Annotated in this window: 28 protein-coding genes; 18 read left to right on the top strand and 10 right to left on the bottom strand. The window is 68.9% G+C overall.

Annotation, left to right across the window (positions count from 1 at the left end):
- Positions 1–79: 79 nt before the first annotated feature.
- The 6 genes from J7E96_RS06645 (at position 80) to J7E96_RS06620 (ending at position 5,494) form a co-directional block, all read left to right on the top strand.
- On the top strand, positions 80–991 hold the full coding sequence (locus tag J7E96_RS06645) for a sugar phosphate isomerase/epimerase (RefSeq protein ID WP_215128396.1): 912 nt from the start codon (positions 80–82) through the stop codon (positions 989–991).
- Between the two features lie 209 nt (positions 992–1,200).
- Positions 1,201–1,398 (top strand): AlpA family transcriptional regulator, encoded by a 198-nt coding sequence (locus tag J7E96_RS06640; protein ID WP_215128394.1) that lies wholly within the window; start codon positions 1,201–1,203, stop codon positions 1,396–1,398.
- Positions 1,399–1,701: 303 nt separating this feature from the next.
- Positions 1,702–1,917, top strand: a complete 216-nt coding sequence (locus J7E96_RS06635) for a hypothetical protein (RefSeq protein WP_215128392.1) — start codon at positions 1,702–1,704, stop codon at positions 1,915–1,917.
- Positions 1,918–2,015: 98 nt separating this feature from the next.
- On the top strand, positions 2,016–2,612 hold the full coding sequence (locus tag J7E96_RS06630; RefSeq protein WP_308295860.1) for a GNAT family protein: 597 nt from the start codon (positions 2,016–2,018) through the stop codon (positions 2,610–2,612).
- Positions 2,613–2,756: 144 nt separating this feature from the next.
- Positions 2,757–3,071 carry a heavy-metal-associated domain-containing protein gene (locus J7E96_RS06625; protein ID WP_215128388.1) on the top strand — a complete coding sequence of 105 codons (315 nt, stop codon included), beginning with the start codon at positions 2,757–2,759 and terminating at the stop codon, positions 3,069–3,071.
- 107 nt (positions 3,072–3,178) lie between these two features.
- Positions 3,179–5,494, top strand: a complete 2,316-nt coding sequence (locus tag J7E96_RS06620; RefSeq protein WP_215128386.1) for a cation-translocating P-type ATPase — start codon at positions 3,179–3,181, stop codon at positions 5,492–5,494.
- 330 nt (positions 5,495–5,824) lie between these two features.
- Here J7E96_RS06620 and J7E96_RS06615 read toward each other — a convergent pair whose 3' ends face one another.
- The 6 genes from J7E96_RS06615 to J7E96_RS06590 all read right to left on the bottom strand — a co-directional run bounded on the left by J7E96_RS06615 (position 5,825) and on the right by J7E96_RS06590 (position 10,866).
- Positions 5,825–7,114 (bottom strand): citrate synthase, encoded by a 1,290-nt coding sequence (locus J7E96_RS06615; RefSeq protein ID WP_215128384.1) that lies wholly within the window; start codon positions 7,112–7,114, stop codon positions 5,825–5,827.
- Positions 7,115–7,310: 196 nt separating this feature from the next.
- Complete coding sequence (locus J7E96_RS06610; RefSeq protein WP_215128383.1) at positions 7,311–9,575, bottom strand: ATP-dependent RecD-like DNA helicase; 2,265 nt, start codon at positions 9,573–9,575, stop codon at positions 7,311–7,313.
- 88 nt (positions 9,576–9,663) lie between these two features.
- Complete coding sequence (locus J7E96_RS06605) at positions 9,664–9,903, bottom strand: hypothetical protein (protein WP_214907630.1); 240 nt, start codon at positions 9,901–9,903, stop codon at positions 9,664–9,666.
- On the bottom strand, positions 9,900–10,226 hold the full coding sequence (locus J7E96_RS06600) for a DUF6247 family protein (RefSeq protein ID WP_251069490.1): 327 nt from the start codon (positions 10,224–10,226) through the stop codon (positions 9,900–9,902). Before J7E96_RS06600 ends, J7E96_RS06605 begins: the two co-directional genes overlap by 4 nt.
- Before the next feature lie 137 nt (positions 10,227–10,363).
- Positions 10,364–10,702, bottom strand: a complete 339-nt coding sequence (locus J7E96_RS06595; protein ID WP_215128381.1) for a hypothetical protein — start codon at positions 10,700–10,702, stop codon at positions 10,364–10,366.
- Entirely contained in the window at positions 10,699–10,866 is a 168-nt protein-coding gene (locus tag J7E96_RS06590; protein ID WP_215128379.1) for a hypothetical protein, read from the bottom strand. The genes J7E96_RS06595 and J7E96_RS06590 overlap by 4 nt, the downstream gene beginning before the upstream one ends.
- A gap of 188 nt (positions 10,867–11,054) precedes the next feature.
- Here J7E96_RS06590 and J7E96_RS06585 point away from each other — a divergent pair, with 188 nt between their 5' ends.
- From J7E96_RS06585 to J7E96_RS06545, 9 genes are all read left to right on the top strand, one after another.
- Positions 11,055–11,879, top strand: a complete 825-nt coding sequence (locus J7E96_RS06585) for a helix-turn-helix transcriptional regulator (protein WP_215128377.1) — start codon at positions 11,055–11,057, stop codon at positions 11,877–11,879.
- Complete coding sequence (locus J7E96_RS06580; RefSeq protein WP_215128374.1) at positions 11,866–12,090, top strand: DUF397 domain-containing protein; 225 nt, start codon at positions 11,866–11,868, stop codon at positions 12,088–12,090. The genes J7E96_RS06585 and J7E96_RS06580 overlap by 14 nt, the downstream gene beginning before the upstream one ends.
- Positions 12,091–12,207: 117 nt before the next feature.
- Positions 12,208–12,471, top strand: coding sequence for a hypothetical protein (locus tag J7E96_RS06575; RefSeq protein ID WP_251069489.1), 264 nt, complete (start codon positions 12,208–12,210; stop codon positions 12,469–12,471).
- Between the two features lie 139 nt (positions 12,472–12,610).
- Entirely contained in the window at positions 12,611–13,105 is a 495-nt protein-coding gene (locus J7E96_RS06570; RefSeq protein ID WP_215128372.1) for a hypothetical protein, read from the top strand.
- Positions 13,106–13,344: 239 nt separating this feature from the next.
- Positions 13,345–14,994 (top strand): alpha/beta hydrolase, encoded by a 1,650-nt coding sequence (locus J7E96_RS06565; protein WP_215128370.1) that lies wholly within the window; start codon positions 13,345–13,347, stop codon positions 14,992–14,994.
- 58 nt (positions 14,995–15,052) lie between these two features.
- A complete protein-coding gene (locus J7E96_RS06560; RefSeq protein ID WP_215128368.1) occupies positions 15,053–15,532 on the top strand; it encodes a hypothetical protein in 480 nt (159 codons plus the stop codon).
- Between the two features lie 13 nt (positions 15,533–15,545).
- Positions 15,546–16,052 (top strand): type VII secretion target, encoded by a 507-nt coding sequence (locus J7E96_RS06555; RefSeq protein ID WP_215128366.1) that lies wholly within the window; start codon positions 15,546–15,548, stop codon positions 16,050–16,052.
- Positions 16,053–16,122: 70 nt separating this feature from the next.
- The gene (locus tag J7E96_RS06550; RefSeq protein ID WP_215128365.1) at positions 16,123–16,428 is read left to right on the top strand and encodes a helix-turn-helix domain-containing protein; all 306 of its coding nucleotides are present in this window, start codon (positions 16,123–16,125) and stop codon (positions 16,426–16,428) included.
- Positions 16,400–16,795 carry a RidA family protein gene (locus J7E96_RS06545; protein WP_215128363.1) on the top strand — a complete coding sequence of 132 codons (396 nt, stop codon included), beginning with the start codon at positions 16,400–16,402 and terminating at the stop codon, positions 16,793–16,795. The genes J7E96_RS06550 and J7E96_RS06545 overlap by 29 nt, the downstream gene beginning before the upstream one ends.
- A 217-nt stretch (positions 16,796–17,012) precedes the next feature.
- On the opposite strand, the gene J7E96_RS06540 is transcribed toward J7E96_RS06545, so the two are convergent.
- Genes J7E96_RS06540 through J7E96_RS06530 form a run of 3 tightly spaced genes read right to left on the bottom strand, consistent with a single transcriptional unit; the run spans position 17,013 to position 20,157 of the window.
- Entirely contained in the window at positions 17,013–17,858 is an 846-nt protein-coding gene (locus J7E96_RS06540; RefSeq protein WP_215128361.1) for a sugar phosphate isomerase/epimerase, read from the bottom strand.
- Positions 17,855–19,003, bottom strand: coding sequence for a dihydrodipicolinate synthase family protein (locus tag J7E96_RS06535; protein WP_215128359.1), 1,149 nt, complete (start codon positions 19,001–19,003; stop codon positions 17,855–17,857). Before J7E96_RS06535 ends, J7E96_RS06540 begins: the two co-directional genes overlap by 4 nt.
- Positions 19,000–20,157 carry a Gfo/Idh/MocA family protein gene (locus J7E96_RS06530; RefSeq protein ID WP_215128357.1) on the bottom strand — a complete coding sequence of 386 codons (1,158 nt, stop codon included), beginning with the start codon at positions 20,155–20,157 and terminating at the stop codon, positions 19,000–19,002. Before J7E96_RS06530 ends, J7E96_RS06535 begins: the two co-directional genes overlap by 4 nt.
- A 92-nt stretch (positions 20,158–20,249) precedes the next feature.
- On the opposite strand from J7E96_RS06530, the gene J7E96_RS06525 reads away from it, so the two are divergent.
- The gene (locus tag J7E96_RS06525) at positions 20,250–21,374 is read left to right on the top strand and encodes a LacI family DNA-binding transcriptional regulator (RefSeq protein WP_215128355.1); all 1,125 of its coding nucleotides are present in this window, start codon (positions 20,250–20,252) and stop codon (positions 21,372–21,374) included.
- A gap of 86 nt (positions 21,375–21,460) precedes the next feature.
- On the opposite strand, the gene J7E96_RS06520 is transcribed toward J7E96_RS06525, so the two are convergent.
- Positions 21,461–22,357: an ABC transporter substrate-binding protein gene (locus J7E96_RS06520; protein ID WP_215128353.1), complete on the bottom strand. Its 897-nt coding sequence runs from the start codon at positions 22,355–22,357 to the stop codon at positions 21,461–21,463.
- Positions 22,358–22,467: 110 nt separating this feature from the next.
- On the opposite strand from J7E96_RS06520, the gene J7E96_RS06515 reads away from it, so the two are divergent.
- Positions 22,468–23,427, top strand: coding sequence for a helix-turn-helix domain-containing GNAT family N-acetyltransferase (locus J7E96_RS06515; protein ID WP_215128351.1), 960 nt, complete (start codon positions 22,468–22,470; stop codon positions 23,425–23,427).
- Positions 23,424–24,248: a sugar phosphate isomerase/epimerase gene (locus J7E96_RS06510; protein WP_215128349.1), complete on the top strand. Its 825-nt coding sequence runs from the start codon at positions 23,424–23,426 to the stop codon at positions 24,246–24,248. Before J7E96_RS06515 ends, J7E96_RS06510 begins: the two co-directional genes overlap by 4 nt.
- Positions 24,249–24,730: the final 482 nt, after the last annotated feature.

Genomic DNA, 24,730 nt, shown 5'->3' with positions numbered 1-24,730 from the left:
CCGCGCCCTGTCAACCGTTTGTCCTGACATTCGGACGAAGGGTTGACACCCTTCTCGGACGGCCGGAAAGCTGACGTCCATGACTTCTCCCGCACCCGCGCCGACCCGCATCCGGATCGGCTCCGCCCCCGACTCCTGGGGAGTCTGGTTCCCCGACGACCCACGGCAGGTGCCCTGGGAACGCTTCCTCGACGAGGTCGCCGAGGCCGGTTACCCCTGGATCGAGCTCGGCCCGTACGGCTATCTTCCGACCGACCCCGCCCGCCTCACCGACGAGACGCGCCGACGGGGGCTGTCCGTCTCGGCGGGCACGGTCTTCACGGGACTGCACCGCGGGCCGGAGGTCTGGGACGCCACCTGGCAGCACGTCGCGGACGTCGCCGAGCTGACCAGGGCCATGGGGGCGGAGCACCTGGTCGTCATCCCGTCCTTCTGGCGGGACGACAAGACGGGAGAGGTGCTGGAGGAACGCACACTGACGCCCGCTCAGTGGCGGACGCTGGCCCGGCAGACGGAGCGGCTCGGGCGCGAGGTGCGTGAGCGGTACGGGCTGAAGATCGTCGTCCACCCGCACGCGGACACGCACATCGACAGCGAGGAGAACGTCACCCGCTTCCTGGACGCGACCGACTCCGCCCTGGTGTCGCTCTGCCTGGACACCGGCCACTACGCGTACTGCGGCGGGGACAGCGTCAAGCTGATCGAGACGTACGGGGAACGGATCGGCTACCTGCACCTCAAGCAGGTGGACCCGGCGATTCTCGCCGAAGTCGTCGCGAACGAGGTGCCGTTCGGGCCGGCCGTCGGGCGGGGCGTGATGTGCGAGCCGCCGACCGGGGTGCCGGCCCTGGAGCCCGTACTGGCGGCGGCCGGGCGGCTGGACGTGGACCTGTTCGCGATCGTCGAGCAGGACATGTACCCGTGCCCGCCGGACAAGCCCCTGCCCATCGCGCGGCGCACGCGCCACTTCCTGCGCTCCTGCGGCGCCTAGTAGGTCCCCGGAGCGCCACATTCGTTGAACTCCTGTCACACATGTCCGCGTTACGCGGGTCTTCCGTCACAGGCTCACGACAGCCCCTCTCCGATCGTCACTCTCCGTCGTTCAACGGGCACAGGCTGAGTGATCGCCAGCGCTCGCGCCCCAGCTCCCCCGGACGGCCCCCCGGCCGCCGCTGAGGCGCACGCAGGGAGGTGCCACAGATGACTGACCGCAGACTCTGGTCGTACAAGGAGATTGCCGCGCACATCCGGGTCCAGCCGGACACCGTGCGTTCGTACCGCAAGCACGGGCTGCTTCCCCCGCCCGACCACGTGGAGGGCGGCAAGCCGTACTGGTACGCGGACACCATCCGGACGTGGGTGTCACGCCGGCCCGGCAACAGGGGCCGTAAGGACTGAGAGCCGGGTACGGCGTCGGTCCCGGCCGGGACCGGTATCCCCCCACCCCCGCCACTAAATGCCGTTTTCGCTTCACCTGTGCACTGATGCACCCAAGATGCAGACATCTCATGCCATCTCATTTCTCATATACCGCGCAGTCATTTGCGGGGCTATTTTGTGAGGGCAAAACTGCACGTCAGGGGGATTTTGTGGCGCCGGTGTGTGCACGGGAAGGAGACTTAAGAGTAAGTTGCCGGGCGGCCCGGCAGCGTGATTGCATCCGCTGCGAGAACCCCATCGCATTTAATGAAAGGGCGAGTAATGCGCGAGAACTTCACCCCGGTCGAGACCAGCGAGCTTTCCGACAGCGCGCTGGACAACATTGCCGGTGGTATGGCCAGCGCCGGCGCCAACGTCGCCGGTCACGGCGCCTCTCTGAACATCGGCGACGTCGCCGGCGCCGCCCAGTCCGTCGCGGCCACCCTTCCCCTCTCGCAGGTCACCGGCCTCGTCTCGGTCCAGACCACCGGCGTCTGACAGCGACGCAGGAGCATTACCCGGCCCACGTAGGTCGGCCTGAGCCCCGGAACTTCCAGTTCCGGGGCTCACGCGTGTGCATGGACGAGAATCGCCCGGTGACCGCTCACGACACGCCCACGGACTTCTCACTCAAACCCACCCTCATCGGCGAGAGGGTGCTGCTGCGCCCCTTCTCCTCGGATGACGTACCGGCGATGAGGGCCGTTCTCGACGACCCCGAGGTGTGCAAGTACACCGCCTCCGCGCCCGGGGACCTGACCCCCGAGCGCCTGCGCTCCTGGTACACGACCCGCGACGATCAGACCGACCGGCTGGATCTGGCCGTGGTCGACCGGGCCACCGGCCGGTGCGTCGGCGAAGCCGTTCTTCACGAGTGGGACGCACCCAACCGCAGTTGCCGCTTCCGAACCCTGCTCGGCCCCGACGGCCGCAACCGCGGCTTCGGTACGGAGGCGTGCCGCCTGATGGTCCGCCACGGCTTCGAGCAACTCGGCCTGAACCGCATCGCGCTGGGCGTCTACGCCTTCAATCCCCGCGCCCGCCGAGCCTACGAGAAGGTCGGCTTCGTGTCCGAGGGCACCGAGCGGGAGGTGCTGCTGCACGAGGGCGAGTGGATCGACGCGACGTCCATGTCGATCCTGGCGCGGGAGTGGGCCACACACCGCGGCCACCCCCCGCGCCGGCCGTCGTGATGCTCGCATGGCTGAAATCACCGCGTGGCGATACTCGCGTTGATACCCCCTAGGGGTATAGTGTGAGCAACGTCAGAGAGTCACGGCACCCACGCGGCTTTCTGGGGCACCACGACTGCGTACGCCTTCGAGAGGAAGAATGACATGACCGCCGAGACCGAGACGAAGACCGAGGCCACCGCGACCGGCTCCTGCTGCTCGCCGTCCGGCTCCTGCCACGACACCTCGGCCGAGATCCAGGTGGGCGCCGTCACCACCGTCTACCAGGTGAGCGGGATGACCTGCGGCCACTGCGAAGGCGCCATCGCCGGCGAGGTCTCGGAGATCCCCGGCGTCACCTCGGTGACGGCGGTCGCCTCCACCGGCCGGGTGACGGTCGTCTCCGACGCCCCGCTGGACGTGGAGGCCGTACGCGCCGCCGTCGACGAGGCCGGTTACGAGCTCGTCGGCCAGGTCTGAAATCCGGGCCTGAACCCGTCTTCGCCCGAGCCGGGCCGAACCGGGCCGTACCGGACCAGTTCATACTGGCTCCCGTACGGCCCGGCCTGTTTTCCTGGAGCAAGAAGATGACCAGCACAGCGCACGAGGCGCCGACGCCGATCGTGGACACGTCCCGGGTGGAGCTCTCCATCGGCGGGATGACCTGCGCCTCCTGCGCCGCCCGCATCGAGAAAAAGCTCAACCGGATGGAAGGCGTCTACGCCACCGTCAACTACGCGACCGCCAAGGCGAAGGTCAGTTACGCCGACGGGGTCCGCGTCGCGGACCTCATCGCCACCGTCCAGAAGACCGGCTACACCGCCGAAGAGCCCGCACCGCCCCCCGCCGCCGCCCCCGCCCCCGCTCAAGAGCCGACGGCCGAGCGCGGCGGGGGCCCGGCCCTCGCCGCACTGCGGCAGCGCTTCCTCGTCTCGCTCACCCTCTCCGTCCCCGTCGTCGCGCTCGCGATGATCCCTTCGCTCCAGTTCGACAACTGGCAGTGGTTGTCACTGACGCTCGCCGCTCCCGTCGTCGTCTGGGGCGGGCTGCCGTTCCACCGCGCCACCTGGGCCAACGTCCGGCACGGCGCCGCCACCATGGACACCCTCGTCTCGGTCGGCACGCTCGCCGCGTTCGGCTGGTCGCTGTGGGCCCTGTTCTTCGGACACGCGGGCATGCCGGGCATGCGCCACAGCTTCGTACTGACGGCGTCGCAGCGCACCGACGGCGCTTCGACGATCTACCTCGAAGTCGCCGCCGGAGTCGTCACCTTCATCCTCCTCGGCCGCTACCTGGAGGCGAAGGCCAAGCGGAAAGCGGGCTCCGCGCTGCGCGCACTGATGGAGCTCGGATCGAAGGACGTGACGGTGCTCCGGGGCGGTACGGAGGTGCGCGTCCCGGTCGACGCCCTCGCCGTCGGGGACCGCTTCGTCGTACGCCCGGGAGAAAAGATCGCCACCGACGGCACGGTCACCGAGGGCGCCTGCGCTGTCGACGCCTCCATGCTGACCGGCGAGTCCGTACCGGTGGACGTGACCGCCGGCGACACCGTCACCGGCGCCACCGTGAACACCTCCGGCCGGATCGTCGTCGAGGCGACCAGGATCGGCGCGGACACCCAGCTCGCCCGCATGGCCCGGCTCGTCGAGGACGCCCAGAACGGCAAGGCGGACGTGCAGCGCCTCGCCGACCGCATCTCCGCGGTCTTCGTCCCCGTCGTGCTGCTCATCGCCCTCGCCACGCTCGTCACGTGGCTCCTGCTCACGGATGACGCGACCGCCTCCTTCACCGCGGCCGTGGCGGTGCTGATCATCGCGTGCCCGTGCGCACTGGGGCTGGCCACACCGACCGCGCTCATGGTCGGCACCGGACGCGGCGCCCAGCTCGGCATCCTGATCAAGGGCCCGGAGGTGCTGGAGTCGACCCGGCGCGTGGACACCGTCGTACTCGACAAGACGGGGACGGTCACCACCGGGCGGATGGAGCTCCACGACGTCTTTGCCGCACCCGGCACCGACGAGGCCCTGCTGCTGCGCCTGGCCGGCGCGCTGGAGCACGCCTCCGAGCACCCGGTCGCGCGGGCCGTGGCGGCAGGCGCCGCCGGGCGGACCGGGCCGCTGACCGGCGAAGTGGAGAAGTTCGAGAATGTGGCGGGGCTCGGGGTGCGCGGCCTGGTCGACGGCCACGAGGTGCTCGTCGGGCGCGAGGCGCTGCTCGCCGAGGCGGGCGTGGAGCTGCCGCGCGAGCTGGCCGGCGCCAAGACGGCGGCGGAGGCCCGGGGGCGTACGGCGCTGGCCGTGGCCTGGGACGGGTCGGCGCGCGGCATTCTGACCGTCGCGGACGCGGTGAAGGAGACCAGCGCGGAGGCGGTGGCGCGGCTGCGTGAGCTCGGGCTGACTCCCGTCCTGCTGACCGGCGACAACCGGGCGGTCGCGGAATCGGTGGCCCGTGCGGTCGGGATCGACTCCGGTGATGTGTACGCCGAGGTCCTGCCGCAGGACAAGGTGGACGTCGTGAAGCGGCTCCAGGCCGAGGGGCGCAGCGTGGCGATGGTCGGCGACGGCGTGAACGACGCGGCCGCGCTGGCCACCGCCGATCTGGGGATCGCGATGGGCACGGGTACGGACGCCGCGATCGAGGCGGGCGACCTGACGCTCGTACGGGGAGATCTGCGGGTGGCGGCGGACGCGATCCGGCTGTCGCGCCGGACGCTGGGCACCATCAAGGGGAATCTTTTCTGGGCCTTCGGCTACAACGTCGCGGCCTTGCCGTTGGCGGCCGCCGGGCTGCTCAACCCCATGATCGCCGGATTCGCGATGGCGTTTTCCTCAGTGTTCGTAGTGACAAACAGCCTCAGGCTGCGTACCTTCACAGGACGCACACAAAGTGATGGACGTCACTGAGATTTGAGGGTAACCATTTGATCGGCTCGCGAGTCTAAGTGGGCGATGCCAAGAACGTCTTGGGGGACGTTCGCGGAAGGTCTTGGGGGACATTCCGGGCAAGCGTTGGCCGGGACACGTGCACCGGGGAGCTTTGAGCGGCCCTCCCGTACGTACGCGTCCCGGCAGACCGCGTGTGGAGCTTCTGTGCGCACCAGACGCCCGGCCGGATCCCGTGGGGGGAATCCGCTCCGGGGAAAGGGAAGCGCCCCGCATCGTCGACCCGTGGGGGGATCGGCGGCGGGGCGCTTTCCGCTTTTCAGCGGGTGACGCGGTGAGCGGGGTTCGTCGTCAGCGGCCCTCGACCGGGACGAAGTCGCGCAGGACCTCGCCCGTGTAGATCTGGCGCGGGCGGCCGATGCGCGAGCCCGGCTCCTTGATCATCTCGTGCCACTGGGCGATCCAGCCCGGCAGCCGGCCCAGCGCGAAGAGCACCGTGAACATCTCGGTCGGGAAGCCCATGGCCCGGTAGATCAGGCCGGTGTAGAAGTCGACGTTCGGGTAGAGCTTGCGCGAAACGAAGTATTCGTCGGCCAGCGCGTGCTCTTCGAGCTTGAGCGCGATGTCGAGCAGCTCGTCGTCCTTGCCCAGGGCGGAGAGAACGTCGTGCGCCGCAGCCTTGATGATCTTCGCCCGGGGGTCGAAGTTCTTGTAGACGCGGTGCCCGAAGCCCATGAGCTTCACGCCGTCTTCCTTGTTCTTCACCTTGCGGATGAAGTTGTCGACGTCGCCGCCGTCGGCCTGGATGCCTTCCAGCATCTCAAGGACAGACTGGTTAGCACCCCCGTGGAGCGGCCCCCACAGGGCGCTGATGCCGGCGGAGATCGAGGCGAACATGTTCGCCTGCGAGGAGCCGACCAGACGCACGGTGGACGTCGAACAGTTCTGCTCGTGGTCCGCGTGCAGGATCAGGAGCTTTTCGAGCGCCGCGACCACGACCGGGTCCGGCACGTACTCCTGCGCCGGGACCGAGAAGGTCATGCGCAGGAAGTTCTCGACGTACCCGAGGTCGTTGCTCGGGTAGACGAAGGGGTGCCCGATCGACTTCTTGTACGCGTACGCCGCGATGGTCGGAAGCTTGGCGAGGAGGCGGATCGTCGAAAGGTGACGCTGCTTCTCGTCGAACGGGTTGTGGCTGTCCTGGTAGAACGTCGACAGCGCGCTGACGACCGACGACAGCATGGCCATCGGGTGCGCGTCACGCGGGAAGCCGTCGAAGAACCGCTTCACGTCCTCGTGCAGCAGCGTGTGCTGCGTGATCTCGTTCCGGAAGGCGGCAAGCTCGTCGACCTTGGGAAGCTCGCCGTTGATCAGCAGGTACGCCACCTCCACGAAGGTGGAGCGCTCAGCCAGCTGCTCAATGGGATATCCGCGGTAGCGCAGAATGCCCTGCTCACCGTCGAGGTAGGTGATCGCGGATTTATAGGCGGCTGTGTTGCCGTATCCGCTGTCGAGAGTCACCAGCCCGGTCTGGGCCCGGAGCTTCCCGATGTCGAAGCCCTTGTCGCCGACGGTGCTGTCGATCACCGGGTAGGTGTACTCGTCATCGCCGTACCGCAGTACTACAGAGTTGTCGCTCACGTCATCCCTCACCGACGTAGTGCCTCTTCTTCGAGGTGCCCTGACTGTCTCTACCATCCCCCATTTGGCTCAGCAGAGTGCACTCGGGGTCGGCCATTAGGCCCATTCGCGGCACTCAGTGCCGCCAACCTGCTCATCCTGCCCCCTTACCCCCGGTTCTGGAAGTCGACGGAGACGTTTGCCATGAACAGTCCCTCTATGGGGCAGTTTGCGCGGTGGTGCGGCTCCTCTCAATCCGTCCGGCGAGCCGGTGATCGAGCGCCGTACACCGCCGGCCTGCGGAAACCGTACGAACGGCCTGGCCGATCGCCTTGCGCGACCCCACGAGCACGACCAGCTTCTTGGCCCGGGTGACCGCCGTGTAGAGCAGGTTGCGCTGCAGCATCATCCAGGCGCCGGTGGTGACCGGGATCACCACCGCCGGATACTCGCTGCCCTGCGAGCGGTGGATCGTCACGGCGTACGCGTGCGCCAGCTCGTCCAGCTCGTCGAAGTCGTACGGAACCTCCTCGTCCTCGTCCGTCAGCACCGTCAGGCGCTGGTCGTCCAGGCTGAGCGAGGTGACCACACCCACGGTGCCGTTGAAGACCCCGTTCTGTCCCTTCTCATAATTGTTGCGAATCTGGGTCACCTTGTCTCCGACGCGGAACACCCTTCCGCCGAATCTCTTCTCCGGCAGGTCGGGCCTGGCGGGCGTAACAGCTTGCTGGAGCAGCCCGTTGAGGGCGCCCGCGCCCGCCGGGCCGCGGTGCATGGGGGCGAGCACCTGGATGTCACGCCTCGGGTCGAGGCCGAACTTGGCTGGGATGCGGCGGGCGGCCACGTCGACCGTGACCCGCCCGGCGTCCTCGGTCTCGTCCTCGACGAAGAGGAAGAAGTCCGGCAGGCCCTGAGTGATCGGCTGGAGCCCGGAGTTGATGCGGTGGGCGTTCGTCACCACGCCCGACTGCTGGGCCTGGCGGAAGATCCGGGTGAGACGGACGGACGGCACCGGCCCGCCGTCGGCCAGCAGGTCACGCAGCACCTCGCCGGCGCCGACCGACGGCAGCTGGTCCACGTCCCCCACCAGGAGCAGGTGCGCGCCCGGCGCCACGGCCTTCACCAGCTTGTTGGCGAGCAGCAGGTCGAGCATGGACGCTTCGTCGACGACGACCAGGTCGGCGTCCAGAGGGCGGTCCTTGTCGTACGCCGCGTCGCCGCCCGGCTTGAGCTCCAGGAGCCGGTGCACGGTGGACGCCTCGGCCCCGGTGAGCTCGGCCAGGCGCTTGGCCGCCCGCCCGGTGGGGGCCGCCAGGACCACCTTGGCCTTCTTGGCGCGCGCCAGCTCCACGATGGAGCGGACCGTGAAGGACTTGCCGCAGCCGGGCCCGCCGGTCAGTACGGCGACCTTCTCGGTCAGCGCCAGCTTGACCGCCGCCTGCTGCTCGGGCGCCAGCTCGGCGCCGGTACGCCCCGCCAGCCATGCCAGCGCCTTGTCCCACGCCACGTCCCGGAACCCGGGCATCCGGTCCTCCTGGGTGCGCAGCAGCCGCTGGGTCTGCGCGGCGAGGGACACCTCGGCCCGGTGGAAGGGGACGAGATAGACGGCGGTGACGGGATCCCCTTCGCCGCCCTCCTGAGGCGGCACCTTTTCCCGTACGACACCCTCGTCCACCGCCAGTTCGGCCAGACAGTCGATGACCAGGCCGGTGTCCACCTGGAGCAGCTTCACGGCATCGCTGATCAGCTGCTCCTCCGGGAGGTAGCAGTGGCCCTGGTCCGTGGACTGCGACAGCGCGTACTGAAGGCCGGCCTTCACGCGCTCCGGGCTGTCGTGCGGGATCCCGACGGACTGGGCGATCTTGTCGGCGGTGAGGAAGCCGATGCCCCAGACGTCGGCGGCCAGGCGGTAGGGCTCGTTCTTCACTATCGAGATGGAGGCGTCGCCGTACTTCTTGTAGATGCGCACAGCGATGGAGGTCGAGACTCCGACGCCCTGGAGGAAGATCATGACCTCCTTGATGGCCTTCTGTTCCTCCCAGGCCGCCGCGATCATCTTCGTCCGCTTCGGGCCGAGCCCCGGCACCTCGATCAGCCGCTTCGGCTCGGTCTCGATCACGTCCAGGGTGTCGACGCCGAAGTGGGTGGTGATCCGGTCCGCCATGACCGGACCGATGCCCTTGATGAGGCCGGAGCCGAGGTAGCGGCGGATGCCCTGGATCGTGGCGGGCAGCACGGTGGTGTAGTTCTCCACGGTGAACTGCTTGCCGAACTGGGGGTGCGAGCCCCAGCGGCCCTCCATGCGCAGCGACTCGCCGGGCTGCGCGCCGAGCAGCGATCCCACGACGGTCAGGAGATCACCGCCGCGGCCCGTGTCGACGCGGGCGACCGTGTAGCCGTTCTCTTCGTTGGCGTAGGTGATCCGCTCAAGGACGCCTTCGAGTACTGCGAGAGCCGCCGGAACCGCTGCTGGACTGGACATGACCCGACGGTACCGCCGGGGTCCGACAGGGCGGGAAGCCTGTGGACGACTCGGTTGTCACTCCCGGTACGCAGAGGGCGGGCGGCGCTCAGAGCGCCACCAGGTCGACCACATTGATCACGATATGGCGGTTCGAAACGACGTACGTCACAAATCCGCCGGTGAACGCCGCCGACCAGCTGTTGTCTCTGTTGCTCGTAGCGGGCGGACCAAATGGGTTGAGTGCGAGACGCTTTTCAAGCTCTGCGAGTGAAGTGCGCTGAGGTGCGGAGAGCGCCGCCTTGCGCCGAGCAGCCCGGTCCGCGTAACGGATCGCGTAGGCGCTCACCCCTCGCCCCTCGCATTCACCGGATGATTGTCCGCGTCGTACGCGTTGCCTTCCTCGTCGCGGAAGACCATCCCCGCGGTGTCGCCCTCCGCCATGCGCTTGATGGTGTGCTCCACATCGTCCAGGTAGCCGGGAGTCGCGCAGGCACAGGCAAAGGGGAACCACTTGTCGAGTACACCGTCCAGGGCCGCGTGATCGAAATCGGCCGCCGCACTCAGCCATTCCTGCTCGAACGCCTGAAGCCAGTCCGGGCGTCGCTGCAGCGCCACCCGAACGGCCTCCGGGGTTCTCTCGCAGGCCTCCGGGTCCACTTCGAGGACCATGATCAGCTCCTTCGGTGGTGGGTACGGACGAGAGCGCCCATGCTAAAGCCGACCGGAACCACCCGCCCCGTGAACCGCATGGGCCGCCCCTGAAGGAGTGCTTCACTCCCGTTGGGAGTCGCCCTCCCCCCAATCACCTAGCTGTCGCCGTGCCCTCGCTCAGCCTCGGGGCCTCCATCCTCGTCAAACATCAACTGACGCAGCAGCCCTCCCCTGCTTTCCGCGACGCGCTTGACGTCACGCAGCGACTCGGTCAGCCTGCTGGCGAGGTAGTGCAGCTGCCTGCTGGTCGCTCTGCGGTCGGCGAGCAGATCGGCCGCGTGACTGAGCAGATCGCCCGCCATGCCGAGCTGCACGCTCTCGGTGTTGTCCGCAACGCGGGACACATACCCGGCGCCGTCGCCGAGGACGTAGCACGGTTTACCCTCCGGGCCAGCCCACGGCAGCAGTCGCACCGTCCGGTGCTCACTCTTCACGCGGCGACCTCCACCCCATGAATCAGCCGAGGCCCGACGTCCACCCCGTGCACCGCGAGCCACAGCGCCCGCCGCCTCGCCCGCTGTTGTGCGCTGCCCTCCCCGTGCAGGGGGAACAGAAACCGCGACAGCGGCTCGAAGATACGGGCGATACAGTCCTTCATGTCGACCTGCTTTCTTCAGGTTGGCCATGCCCCCGGGCCGTTCACATCAGCCGCGGGGGTCTGGTCTGTGCATTGACGCGCGATCACTGCTTTCTGTAGCGAACCCCTCACACAGTGGCGTCACCCCTGGCTACGCTGCCAGTAGTCGGAGCTTGACAGCGCGCCCGTCAGGTCGGGGAGTTGGCCGCATGGAGAAAAGCCGCAAGCCGCGTACGCCACGTGAGAAGTACGGAGAGGAACTGAGACTCCGCCGGACAACGGCGGGCCTTACCCAGGAGGCCCTGGGCGATCAGGTGGTGTGCTCACCGACACTGATCAGCCACTTCGAGGCAGGAAGGCGGCTCCCGAACCCTGATGACGCGCAGCGGATCGACCGGGCGCTGGGGACGGACGGGTTCTTCGCGCGCTGGTTGCAGGATCTGGAGACGAAGTACGCCGATCACTTCGCGGCCGTTGCCGAATTGGAGCAACAGGCGAAGTTGATCCAGCAGTTCGCGCTCTCCCTGGTCCCTGGCCTGCTTCAGACGGACAGCTACGCGCGTGCGCTGTTCCGCGCTTACCGGCCGAATCACACGCGGGAAGAACTTGACAGAGACGTTGTCATTCGAACAGAGCGCTCCCGGATTCTCGACGGCCCGTTGAACCCGGTCGTATGGACCTTGCTGGACGAAGCCGTGCTCAGGCGCCGGGTCGGCGGACCCCACGTCATGACTGAACAGCTACGCAAGATCGCGGACATGGCCGAGACCGGCCGGCTGCGGCTGCATGTGCTGCCGTTCGGGGTCGGTGCACATGCTCTTCTTGAAGGCCTGCTCACCCTCATGAGCTTCGAGGACGGCGCCCCGATTGCATACGCAGAAGGGCTTCTCACCGGGCACTTGATGGACGATCCGGCTCTGGTGAGCACCAGTCAGACGGCCTACGCTCTAGCGCTGAGCGACGCAATGTCGCAACAGGAGTCACTGGCCCTCGTCAGGGCGGCAGCAGAGGAACACGCACATGGTCAGCAGTGAGCACACCGTCTCCGATTCGTCCACCCTCACGGGCTGGTACAAGTCCAGTTTCAGCGGTGGTGGGCAGGGCGAATGCCTTGAGGTCGCGCGCGGTTACGCCGGCGTGCCCGTACGGGACAGCAAAGCCGTGAACGGCCCGGCGCTCGTCTTCTCGGCTGACGGCTGGTCGTCGTTCGTCACCGCAGTCAGGGACGGCCGCATCGGCGCCTGACGCGTCCGCTCGTCACGGCCCGGCCTGCGGGTCCTGGGCCGTCACGAGAAAGCTCACACCCGAACCGAGCAGGCTAATCACGTGCGTGTTGGTGGCGAGACCACCAGACTCACGGGCATGAATACGAAGATCACCCGTATCAACACGCAGATCGAGGAACTGCAGAGCCGGCTGCGGGAGGCCGAGACTCATCTTGAACATCTCGCGATCACCCGGAAGACCGTCACCGCTCTCGCTGACCGGCTCCCTGCCCAGATCTCCGCGGCCGACCGGCCCGAGCACCCGGACTACCCCCGCATCCTCACCGTCTTCAACGAGGCCACCCGCCCCCTCCGGGCCCGTGAATCGCCCCGGCTCGAGTGGAGACTCGATTCCATGTAGGGATTGAGTCATGGTCACCGTTTCACGCTGCCGCAGGTCCCATGCGAATTCCTCTCGATCTCAGGACGGACCGTAGCCGTCTGGATGTGCACTTGCAGTGCATGACGCGCCTGGGCCGTGCTCGCGCAGCAGATCGCCCGTGAAGAAGAGCAGCGCCGTGCCCTGGCTACTTCGTGCGGCGCTGGAGGGCGACGCCCGGGACGTCCTAGCCCTGCTGCTGGTCAGCCGGGGCCACTGCCAAGTGCAGGGCAGGGCCCCGGCCCCCGACACCGACCTCACCGGCCAGCGCGTGATCGTGGACGCCTTCCTCGCGGCGGCACGCGGCGGCGACTTCGAGGCGCTGGTCTCGGTGCTCGACCCGGATGTGGTGGCGCGGTCCGACGGCGGCGCGCTGGGGAGCCTGGTACGCCACGGCGCGCGGACGGTGGCCGGGCAGGCCATCGCCTTCGCCCGCTTCGCGCAGTACGCACACCCCGCGCTGGTCAACGGGACAGTGGGAGTCGTCGCAACCTCGGAGGGCCGGGCGCTCTCGGTCATGTCGTTCACGATCGCGCACGAAAAGGTCACCGCGATCGACACCCTCAACGACCCGGAACGCCTCCGCCGCCTGGACCTGTCCTCCCTGGACAGCTGACGGCCGGCCCACAGATCGGTGCCGCGCGGACCGCGTCGGCAGCAAATATCCGACCGCCCTACCAGTCTCACCAGCCCCATCGAACACGGATACACTCATTGCTCAACCAGCCCCTCTGCACAAGGTAGTTGGGTCAATACGGGGGTATTTTTGGTGAGAAGTTCACGGAATTCCGGAACGCAGCCACGCGCCATCACCCTCACCCTCACCCTCACCCTCACCCGCAAGACGGGGTGGGCATGACGTCGGATTTCGCACGCCTGATGAAGCAGGATTTCGGCGACCTGAAGGCAGCAGCAGCCGCCTGGCGGAAGCTCGCCACGTGCGCGGACGCGGCCGTCGACCGGCACCGCACCAAAGTGACAGGGCCGCTCCACGCCACCTGGAAGGGTGACGACGCCGACAGCGCCCTGCGGTTTCTCGAGAATGTAGAGGCGCGGCTGGGAATCGTCCAGACGGAAGGCATGGCGATAGCCGTCGTACTGGACGATGTGCGCTTCGAGATGGAGAGCGCACAGAACAAGCTCCGCAACGCCGTGAAGCGGGCCGAGGAGAACCACTACAAGGTCGACGACGACGGCTGGGTCAGTGACCCCACCACCTCTTCGCTCCCCCGCAACGACCCGGACAGCCAGCAGGTCATCAACGGCCGCAGCGGCCCGCTCGGCGAGTACCGGTCGTGGATCGACGAGGCGCTGAAAGAGGCCCGCAAGGGGAGCGCCGACGGGCACCGGGCGCTGACCCTGCTCAACGGGGACGTCATGGACGGCCAGGGGCCGAACGGCACCATGGAGTCCACAAAGGACGTGAAGGAGGCCATGAAGGCCATCGGCGTCGAGGGGCCGCAGATCCCCGAGAACGACCCGAAGGCCGCCGCCACGTGGTGGGACGCCCTCAGCCCGGAGGAGCAGCGCGAGTACACCACGCTCTATCCGCGGGAGATCGGCGCCACCGACGGCCTGCCCACCACCGTACGCAACGACGCCAACCGCACGGCGATCACGCAGGAGAACGCCTACCTCCACTTCGCGGGCCACCCCAGCGACCTCTACCCCGACGACAACCCGCAGGAGTTGCGCAAGCGCATGCACAACATGGAGGTCCTGCAGAACCGGCTCGACGAGGGTGACGCGGCTCCCAAGGGCAAGGAGTTGTACCTCCTCGGCTACGACACCAAGGGCGACGGGCGGGCCATCATCGCGATGGGCAACCCCGACACCGCCGACCACACCGCGGTCCTCGTACCGGGCACCAACACCGAGATGGACAGCGTACCGGGGCAGCTCAACCGCATAGAAGCACTCCAGGATGCCGGCACGAAACACAGCCAGGGTGGATCAGTGGCGACCGTGAGCTGGTTGGGCTACGACGCCCCCGAGGCCTCCGCCACCGACTTCAACAGCGTCGGTGGAACGGGCCGCGCCGAGGATGCCGCCCCCGATCTGCGGCAGTTCATCGAGGGCACCCGGGCCTCCCACGAAGGGCCGCCGAGTCACACCACCGTCGTCGGCCACAGTTACGGCTCGACGGTCGTCGGCGCCGCCGCGGCGGGCGGCGACGGTCTCGGCGCGGACGAGATCGTCGTGGCGGGAAGCCCCGGCATGACCGTCGACAGGGCATCCGACCTGCAGATGAACCCGGACCACGTATGGGTCGGGGGATCGAGTAACGACGGCATCATCGACGGCTTCTCCGACCTGACACTGGGCGAGAACCCGATGGAGGAACCGTTCGGCGGCCACAACTTCGAAGTCAGCAACCAGGGCGATCACAGCGCTTACTGGGACGAGGACAGCGTCTCACTGGACAACCAAGGGAAGATCATCGCCGGTGTGCCGCCGACGGAGACCCCCAAGGAGGACAACGATGTTCCGCTCCTCCCCTGGTAGAGCCACTCCGCTCCGGGCCGCGATCACCGCGGTCGCCGTACTCATCACAGGAGGCTGCATGCCCGCCGACGACGACAGCAAGGACATCAACGCACCGCTGCCCCGGATGACCAGGGAAGCCGCGCTGAAGTGGGCGAGGGACTACACCGATTACATGGGCGGGATCGCGGGTGTCGACATCGACCGCTCCACCGAGGTCCCGCGCTTCGGCAAGTGCGTGGGCAAGAACGACGAAGTGGCCGAGGACGGACGGTTCACCCTCACCTACTACGTCTTCGCCGAGGTGCCGCACACCCAGCACACCGCCGCAGTCCGGGCGTTGAAGAGCCGACTGGAGAAGGAGGGATACGAGATGGCCGGGTACCGCGAATACCAGGACGCCTACTACAGCGCCTCGCTCTCCGCGCGCCACAAGGAGCACGGGTACACCGTCATGGCCGACACGAACAAACCGAAGAAGACCTCGCCCGACTCCATGTCCTTCTCCGCCAACGTCCCTTGCATGCTCCCGCCCGACGCCGAACAGCAGCAGTTCTGAAAGGGGTTGACCCATGTCGTCAGAGCCCAAGGTCGACCCCGCCGAGCTGCGCGCCTCCGCGCACGCGGAGGACGGGACGGCCCAGGACATGAAGGGGCCTTCGGGCACCGCCGTACGCGAATCCGCCACAGCGGCGGGGTCGCTGGCGGGCTGGCAGGTCAGCGCAGCCCTGCAGACCATCGCGGACAGCTGGAAGCCGGCCCTGGCGGGGCTGGACCAGCGGATGCGTACGGGAGCCACGAATCTGCGCTCGTCCGCGAACGGCCATGAGTGGAACGACCGTGCCACGGCGAAGGACTTCGAAGGCATGGACACCGTCGGCACCATGTCCGCGCCCGCCTCGGGCGGCGTCGCACCGCCCACGGCCCGGCTCCCCGATGGCCAGTGGAATCCCAGCGACACCTCCCCCACCCATGAGTTCGGCCCGCCGCCCGCCGGCGACTTCGACGTCACCGCGCGCGACCCGCGCGGTGACGGGGGATCCGCGATGCCGACGTACAACCCGGGTACGGCCGGCTAAGAACTCCTACCGAGGTTTCGGGTTGTCGTCGGGTAGTGACGGTTCATGATCTCTGCGGTATGCCGGTGGTATGCGTTATCCGGAGGGTGGGTGCCTGACCGCTGAGCGTCGGGCATTTCGGGAGAAGATCCGGCTCCAGGCAGGCGAGCGGTTCGCGGCGGGGGAGAAGACCGCTGCAGTCGCGAAGGATCTGCGGGTGAGTGTGCGGTCGGTGGAACGCTGGCGCCGGGCCTGGCGCGAGGACGGCCTGGAGGGTCTGCGCTCTGCCGGGCCGGCGAACTCCCCAACCGTCACCGAGGTCCAGTTCGCCGTACTCGAGGAAGAACTCGGCAAGGGCCCGACCGGGCATGGCTTCGAACCCAGACCAGTTGCATGAAACGCCCGGCTATCACCACATCACCGTGGTCGAGGCCGGCCGGACGGCGTACTTGGCGGGACAGTGCCCACTCGACCCCGATGGATCCCTCGTCGGTTCGGGTTCCCTGGACGCGCAGATCGATCAGGTCGCGGCAAACGCACTGGCCGCACTGACTGCGGTTGGAGCCCAACCGCAGCATGTCGTTCGCTCGGTGATCTACGTGTGCAGCGACGACACCGACGTCCTGGGCGCCGCGTGGCGCCGTCTCACCGGCTCGGTCATCGGTCCGGCGTTCACCACCGCCAGCACGCTCCTGGGCGTCACACAGCTCGGCTTTGGCGGACAGCTCGTTGAAGTGGATCTCACCGCGTCACTGCCCGAGTGAGCGGAAAACCAAGGAGGCCCGGTCCGTCGACCGGGCCCCTCAGATCCCCTCCCAAACAGGCCTCCCTGAATCCCCTCGGATCCCCTCCCAGAAGCCCTGATGCCAAGTAGGACCCGCAGAGTGGCGGAACGGTTGCACGGAGATTTGAATTTATTTTTGACGAGGACACAAGATGCCTGCGGATGATCAAAGCTTGATCGCAGCCGGAGCATTTCGGTCATGATCGGAGGACGTGAGTGACGTAGCGGTCCGCCACCTCTGCCAGGACTTCCGCGCCGTCACGGGACCAGAGGGCCTCGTTGAAGATCTCCACCTCGACCGGCCCTGTGTAGCCGGTCGCGTCCACCAGTTCGCGGAAGCGGCGGAAGTCGACCACGCCGTCGCCGAGCCGGCCGCGGCCCAGCAGTACGCCCGCGGGTAGCGGAGTGATCCAGTCCGCCAGCTGGAAGGCGGCGATGCGGTCGCCCGCGCGGGCGATGTCGTCCGCAACCCGGTCGTCCCACCACAGGTGGTAGGTGTCGACGACCACGCCCAGCTGGTCGGAGGGGAAGCGTTCCGCCAGGTCGAGCGCCTGGCTCAGGGTCGACACCACGCAGCGGTCCGAGGCGAACATCGGGTGGAGCGGTTCGATGGCCAGCCGTACGCCCCGTTCCCCGGCGTACGGCGCCAGTTCCGCCAGCGCGTCCGCGATGCGCTCGCGCGCCGCGTGCAGGTCGCGGCTGCCGGGCGGGAGGCCGCCCGAGACCAGGACCAGGGTGGCGGTGCCGAGTGCGGCGGCCTCGTCGATGGCCCGGCGGTTGTCGGCCAGGGCGGCGGCGCGGTCGGCGGCGCCGACGCCCGTGAGGAAGCCGCCCCGGCACAGGCTGGTGACGACCAGTCCCGCGTCCCGCATCAGGCGCGCGGCCCGCTCGACGCCGTACTCCTGGACCGGTGCGCGCCACAGCCCCACACCCGGAACGCCCGCCTTCACGCAGCCCTCGGCCAGCTCGGGCAGCGACCACTGCTTGATGGTCTCCTGGTTGAGGCTGAGGCGGGACAGGTCGTTCGGTGTTACGGCGCTCACTGGTCCACTCCGTGCAGGGCGAGGAAGGTCTTCATACGGGTCTCGGCAAGGAGGGGGTCCGGGAAGAGGCCCAGGCCGTCGGCCAGTTCGTACGCCCGGCACAGATGCGGCAGCGAGCGGGCGGAGTGGAGGCCTGCGACCATCGTGAAGTGCGACTGGTGGCCCGCGAGCCAGGCGAGGAAGACGACGCCGGTCTTGTAGAAGCGGGTGGGGGGCTCGAAGAGGTGCCGGGACAGCTCGACCGTGGGGTCGAGGAGCTCGCGGAATTTCTTCGCGTCGCCCGTGTCGAGCGTACGGACGGCTTCCGCCGCCAGCGGGCCCAGCGGATCGAAGATGCCGAGGAGGGCGTGGCTGAAGCCGTGGTCGTCGCCGGCGATGAGCTCGGGGTAGTTGTAGTCGTCGCCCGTGTAGCAGCGGACGCCCTTCGGGAGGCGACGGCGCAGGCCGATCTCGCGCTGGGCGTCCAGGAGCGAGACCTTGACGCCGTCGACCTTGTCGGGATGCGCGTCGATGACCTCCAGGAACGTCTCCGTGGCGGCGTCCAGGTCCGGGCTCCCCCAGTAGCCGTCGAGCGCCGGGTCGAACATCGGGCCCAGCCAGTGCAGGATCACCGGCTCGCTCGCCTGGCGCAGGAGGTGCCCGTACGTCGCCAGGTAGTCCTCGGGGCCCCCGGCGGCCGCCGCCAGCGCCCGTGACGCCATGAGGATGGCGCGGGCGCCGGTCGACTCGACCAGGGCGAGCTGTTCCTCGTACGCGGCGGTGACTTCGGGGAGGGTGCTCTCGCCGGGGGGCAGTTGGTCGGTGCCTACGCCGCAGGCGATCGCGCCGCCGACCGACTTCGCCTCCGCGGCCGACCGGCGGATGAGCTCACGCGCGCCCGCCCAGTCGAGGCCCATGCCGCGCTGTGCCGTGTCCATCGCCTCGGCCACGGCGAGTCCGTGCGACCACAGGTGCCGGCGGAAGGCGAGCGTGGCGTCCCAGTCGACGGCGGCGGGTGAGGCCGGTGATACGTCGGCGAAGGGGTCGGCCACCACATGCGCCGCCGAGTAGACCGTGCGGGAGGTGAGGGGGGCACCGTGTGGCGCGAGTGCGAGGGGTTCGGTGCGGGGTTCGTACGCGCGGCCGTGCGGCAGTCTGATCGTCACAGCGACAGCTCCGGTACGTCGTAACGGCGGCCCTCTGCGGACGACTTGAGCCCGAGCTCCGCGAGCTGTACGCCGCGTGCGCCGGCCAGCAGGTCCCAGGCGTACGGCTCGTCGAGCACGACATGGCGCAGGAACAGCTCCCACTGCGTCTTGAAGCCGTTGTCGAAGTCGGCGTTGTCGGGGACCTCCTGCCACTGGTCGCGGAAGGAGTGCGTGACCGGAAGGTCCGGGTTCCAGACTGGCTTGGGGGTCGCGCCGCGGTGCTGCATGCGGCAGTTTCGCAGTCCGGCGACCGCGGAACCGTGCGTTCCGTCCACCTGGAACTCGACGAGTTCGTCGCGGTTGACGCGGACCGCCCACGAGGAGTTGATCTGCGCCACCGCGCCGCCCTCCAGCTGGAAGATGCCGTACGCCGCGTCGTCGGCGGTGGCGGCGTACGGCTTGCCCTGCTCGTCCCAGCGCTGCGGGATGTGCGTCGTGACGTGCGACTGGACGGTCGTGACGCGGCCGAACAGCTCGTGCAGCACGTACTCCCAGTGCGGGAACATGTCGACGACGATGCCGCCGCCGTCCTCCGCCCGGTAGTTCCACGAGGGGCGCTGGGCGTCCTGCCAGTCGCCCTCGAAGACCCAGTAGCCGAACTCGCCCCTGATGGACAGGATCTCGCCGAAGAAGCCGCCGTCGATCAGGCGCTTCAGCTTGAGCAGGCCCGGGAGAAAGATCTTGTCCTGTACGACGCCGTGCTTGATGCCGGCGTCGCGGGCGAGGCGGGCCAGGCCGAGGGCGGCGTCGAGGCCGGTGGCCGAGGGCTTCTCCGTATAGATGTGCTTGCCGGCGGTGATGGCCTTTCTGATGGCCTCCTCGCGGGCGGAGGTCACCTGCGCGTCGAAGTAGATGTCGATCGTCTCGTCGGCGAGGACGGCGTCGAGGTCCGTGGACCATTCGGTGAGGCCGTGGTGTTCGGCGATCTCCTTGAGCGCGTGCTCGCGGCGGCCCACCAGGACCGGCTCCGGCCACAGGACCGTGCCGTCGCCGAGGCCGAGGTCCAGACCGCCCTGTTCGCGGATGGCGAGGATCGAGCGGACGAGGTGCTGCCGGTACCCCATCCGGCCGGTGACGCCGTTCATGGCGATGCGCACTGTCTTGCGTGTCACGAAAGTTCCTCCGTACGGCGATAGCAAGCGCTTTCTATAGGCTATGAAGCTAGCCTGCGGGCAGCTGCTCGTACAAGACCCGGAGGACGACAATGACAGTGACCTTGGCGGACGTGGCGGCACGCGCCCAGGTGTCGCCGGCCACCGTCTCCCGTGTGCTCAACGGCAACTACCCGGTCGCCGCTGCCACCAGGGAGCGGGTACTGCGCGCGGTCGACGACCTCGACTACGTGCTGAACGGACCGGCGAGTTCACTTGCCGCGGCGACGTCCGATCTGGTGGGGATCCTGGTGAACGACATCGCCGACCCCTTCTTCGGGATCATGGCCGGGGCGGCTCAGTCGCAGATCGGCGGCTCCGAGGCACCGGGGGCGGGGCGGGCGGGCGGCGAGAAGCTGGCGATCGTCTGCAATACGGGGGGATCGCCGGAGCGGGAGCTCACGTACTTGACGCTGCTGCAGCGGCAGCGCGCTGCCGCGGTGATTCTGACCGGGGGCGCGATCGAGGACCCCGACCACTCGGCGGCGGTCGCGGCGAAGCTCGCGAAACTGGCGGACGGGGGCGCGCGGGTGGTGCTGTGCGGGCGACCGCCGCTGGCCTTGCCGGGGGGCTTGGCGGAGGGCTTGCCGGGGACCTTGCCGGGCGCCTTGCCGGGGGGCGGAGACGCGGTGGTGGCCGCGTTGACCTTCGACAACCGGGGCGGGGCGCGGCGGCTCACCGAGCATCTGCTGGAGCTGGGGCACCGGAGGATCGGGTACGTCGCCGGGCCGGTGGAGCGTACGACTACCCGGCACCGGCTGGAGGGGCATCAGGAGGCGATGGGGGCGGCTGGGCTGGGTGACGCTGTCGAGCATCTGACGGTGCACGGTCCGTACGACCGGCGGTCGGGGTACGACGCGACGCTGGAGCTTCTGCGGCGGGAGCCGGAGCTGACGGCGGTCGTCGCCGCGAACGACACGGTGGCGCTGGGCGCGTGCGCGGCGCTCCGGGAGCGGGGGCGGAGCATCCCGGACGACGTGTCGGTGGCGGGCTTCGACGACCTGCCGTTCTCGGCGGACACGATGCCCGCACTGACGACCGTACGACTGCCGCTGTACGAGGCGGGGGCACGGGCGGGCCGCCTCGCGATGGGGCGGGAGGCGGCGCCGCCGGGGGGCATCGCTTCCGTACCGGCGGAGCTGATGGTGCGGGGGTCTACGGCGGCGCCGCGGGGGTGAGGTGGGTCGGGTGCGGGCGGGGTCGTGCCGCTCCGGGGGCGGCCCCCTGCGCGGCCCGCCCCTCGCGCCGGTTCACGGTTCACGGTTCAGCGGCCGGCCAGCGCCTCACTCACCCGGGTGAAGAAGCGTGCGTGCGCCGCGCTGCTGGCCGGGAGCTCCGGGTTCCAGGGGATCACGCGGGTGTTGCGGGTGTTGCGGGTGTTGCGGGCGTTGTGGGTGTTGTGGGCGTTGTGGGCGTTCCCCAGGCGGGCCGCGTCGAGGGGCGACGCGTTGGCGCGGGTGTCCGCGAGGATGACCGGCGCGGCGAGCGAAGCCGCTTCGGCCCAGGCCACGGTGGACCAGTTCCCGCCGCCCTCGGCGGGCGGTTCCACCAGGCGTACGCCCAGGTCGGCCAGGGCGCGCAGGTCGGGCCAGGAGTGCGGCCGGGCGAGGTGGACCTGCTCGTCGCCCGCCGGGGAGAGGGCCAGGACGCGCGGTGCGTCGTCCGTAGCGACCGTACGCAGCCGCTCGCGCGCGGCGTCCAGGGCGACCGGGGGCTCCGCGCCGCCGAGTGAGGCCGCCAGTGCGGCGAAGCGTCCGCGGATCGCGTCGAGTGAACGCCCCTGCCCCACTTCCAGTACGACGACCGGAACCCGCTCCTCCAGGTGTTTGGCCGCGTCCGGGTCGATTCCGTACACCTGACCGCCTCCGTAGCTGACGGCTACGACGAGGTCGGCTCCGGAGGAGAGGAGACGGTCGGGGTCGAGTGAGGCGCCCGCCCCGAAGTAGGTCACTTCGCCGAAAGGCAGTCGGCCGGACTTGGCGCGGTCGGGTGCGGCGCCGTCGTGGTACGAGCCGAAGATGCCAAGCGGAAGCAAGCCGTGGTCCCAGAGGGTCGCCCCGGCCTGGATGTAGGCAACGATCCTGGTGGGCCACTGGGCGGCCGACAACAACTGCCCGCGGTCGTCACTGAACTGCCATATCCCATCTGCTGCTGCTGTCATGGGCGAGTCCTGCCCCATCCGGAGCTTCCGTACGCGGCGGCCGGCGGCCCGGCGCTACTGTTGACTGAGTCAAAGAAAAGCCTGAGGCGGACGGACGGATCAGACCCACCATGGCCATTAAGGAAGTCCGCGCGTTCAACCGCTTCTATACGAATCTGATCGGCGCGCTGGACTACAGCCGCCACCTCTACACCCCGTACACGCTGACCGAATCGCGCATCCTCTACGAGCTCGCACACTCTGCGCACGCTGCACACTCTGCACGTACGGACGCGGCCGATCTGCGCGCGCAGCTGTCGCTCGACGCCGGTTACTTGAGCCGTCTGCTGGCCAAGTTCGAGCGGGACGGGCTGATTGAGCGCGGGCCGTCCAAGGACGACGCCCGACGCCAGCGGGTCACCCTCACGGCGCGCGGGCGGGAGGCAGCGGCCCTGCTGGACGAGCGGTCGCGCGAGGCGGTGGGAACGCTGCTGTCGGGCGTACCGCCCGAGGAGCGCTCGCGCCTGACGGGCGCGATGCGCACCATCCAAGAAGTACTGGGCACGAGCACCACCACGGCCCCTACCCCTTCCGAGCCGGTGTTGCGGGAACCGGCGCCCGGTGACCTCGGCTGGATCGTGCAGCGGCACGGCGCGCTCTACGCGGCCGAGTTCGGCTGGAACAGCGAGTTCGAGGGGCTGGTCGCCCGTATCGTCGCCGACTTCGCCCAGGACCACGACCCGCACCTCGAACGCGTATGGATCGCCGAGCTCGACGGCCGCCCGGTCGGCTCGGTGATGTGCGTACGGGACGACGCTCCCGGCACGGCCAGACTGCGCCTGCTGCTGGTCGATCCGCGGGCGCGGGGACACGGGCTGGGCGAGCTGTTGGTCCGTACGGTGATCGATTTCGCTTACGAGGCGGGGTATCGGGAAGTCGTGCTGTGGACGAATGATGTGCTGACAGCGGCACGGAAGATCTATCAGCGCGCCGGGTTCACGCTCGTCGCCGAGAAACCACACCGCTCGTACGGAGCGGACTTGGTGGGCCAGGACTGGCGACTCCCCCTTCAGGAAGGAGCATCAAAGTGAAGTACGCCTTCTCCACCCTTGGGGTGCCGGGCATGCCGATGAGCGATGTCGCACGGCTGGCGGCCGAGACCGGTTACGACGGCGTGGAACTGCGCGCGCACCCCGAGGAGCCGGTCCATCCGGGCATCGGTGTGGAGGAACGGGCGGACGTGGTCGAACGATTCGACGACGCGGGCGTCCGGATTCTGGCAGTGGCGGGGTACGTCCAGGTGGCGGCACCCGGCGAGGACGAGCCCGTGCAGGAGGAACTCCGCGCGCTGCTGGCGCTCGCCCGCGACCTGGGCGCCCCGTACGTCCGGGTCTTCCCCGGTGGTGGTGGCGACGGGCAGAGCCATGAGGAGGCGGACGAGACGGCGGCCCGCCGCCTTGGCCTGGCGGCGGAGACGGCGGCGGACCTGGGCGTACGCATTCTGCTGGAGACGCACGACTCGCACAGGACGGGAGCGGCGGCCTCCCGCATCCTCGGCCCGGTCGGCCACAAGAACGTGGGCGCGCTGTGGGACGTGATGCACACCTGGCTGGGCGGCGAAACCCCAGCGGCGGCACACGCGGTACTGGCACCTCACCTCGGATACACCCAGGTCAAGGACATCGCATCGGCCGACGACACGACCCCGCTGCCGTTGGGCGCGGGAGTGCTGCCGCTGGGCGAGTGCGTCGCGCTGCTCGATGAGGACGGGTGGGTGTGCTGGGAGTACGAGAAGCGCTGGTACCCGAAGGCGGCGGAGCTACCGGGCATGCTGGCGGCGGGCCTGGAGCACATGGAACACCTGAGGCACTCTCACCACACCGGCGGGAAGGACCCTCACCCGGGTCAGTAACAACCAAGGCTTGCTTCTGGGGGTTTCGGGCCGTCCCGAGCGCTCGAGTGTCGGTGGGCCGGACCGGCGCGTCAAGGGCGCTCCTGCGTCGCGTCGCTACGCGAGAACCCTTCGGGCTCCCCTTGACCCGCCGCCCCGGCCCACCGCTAACGCTTACACGGGGACGGCCCAAAGAAAAACGCCCTGCACGGGGGCTCGGGGAGTAGCGCGGGTGGGTTCGGTGGCTGTCGGGCGAGTGGGTGGGGCGCGGTCTGCTTAGGGGGCGGCCCGGCCCCTGGCTCGGCGGGTGCGGCGACGGCCGTTGGTGCGACATCCCCATTCCCACGCATACAAGCACCCACGTCGAAGGGCGGCCGATCTGCCGGGTCGACCTGCGGACTCCTGTCGGCGCGGGTGGGGCGCGACAGTTGAATGGGGTGACTCGGGTGGCTGTGGCGTCCACCCGGACCGGTGGTCGGTTGGGCCGCAAGCAGGTTGCTGAT

It is taken from the genome of Streptomyces sp. ISL-96 (assembly GCF_018614035.1).
GTDB lineage: Bacteria > Actinomycetota > Actinomycetes > Streptomycetales > Streptomycetaceae > Streptomyces.
The sequence above is the reverse complement of the archived record's forward strand: the minus strand, read 5'-3'. Positions and strand labels throughout refer to the sequence as shown.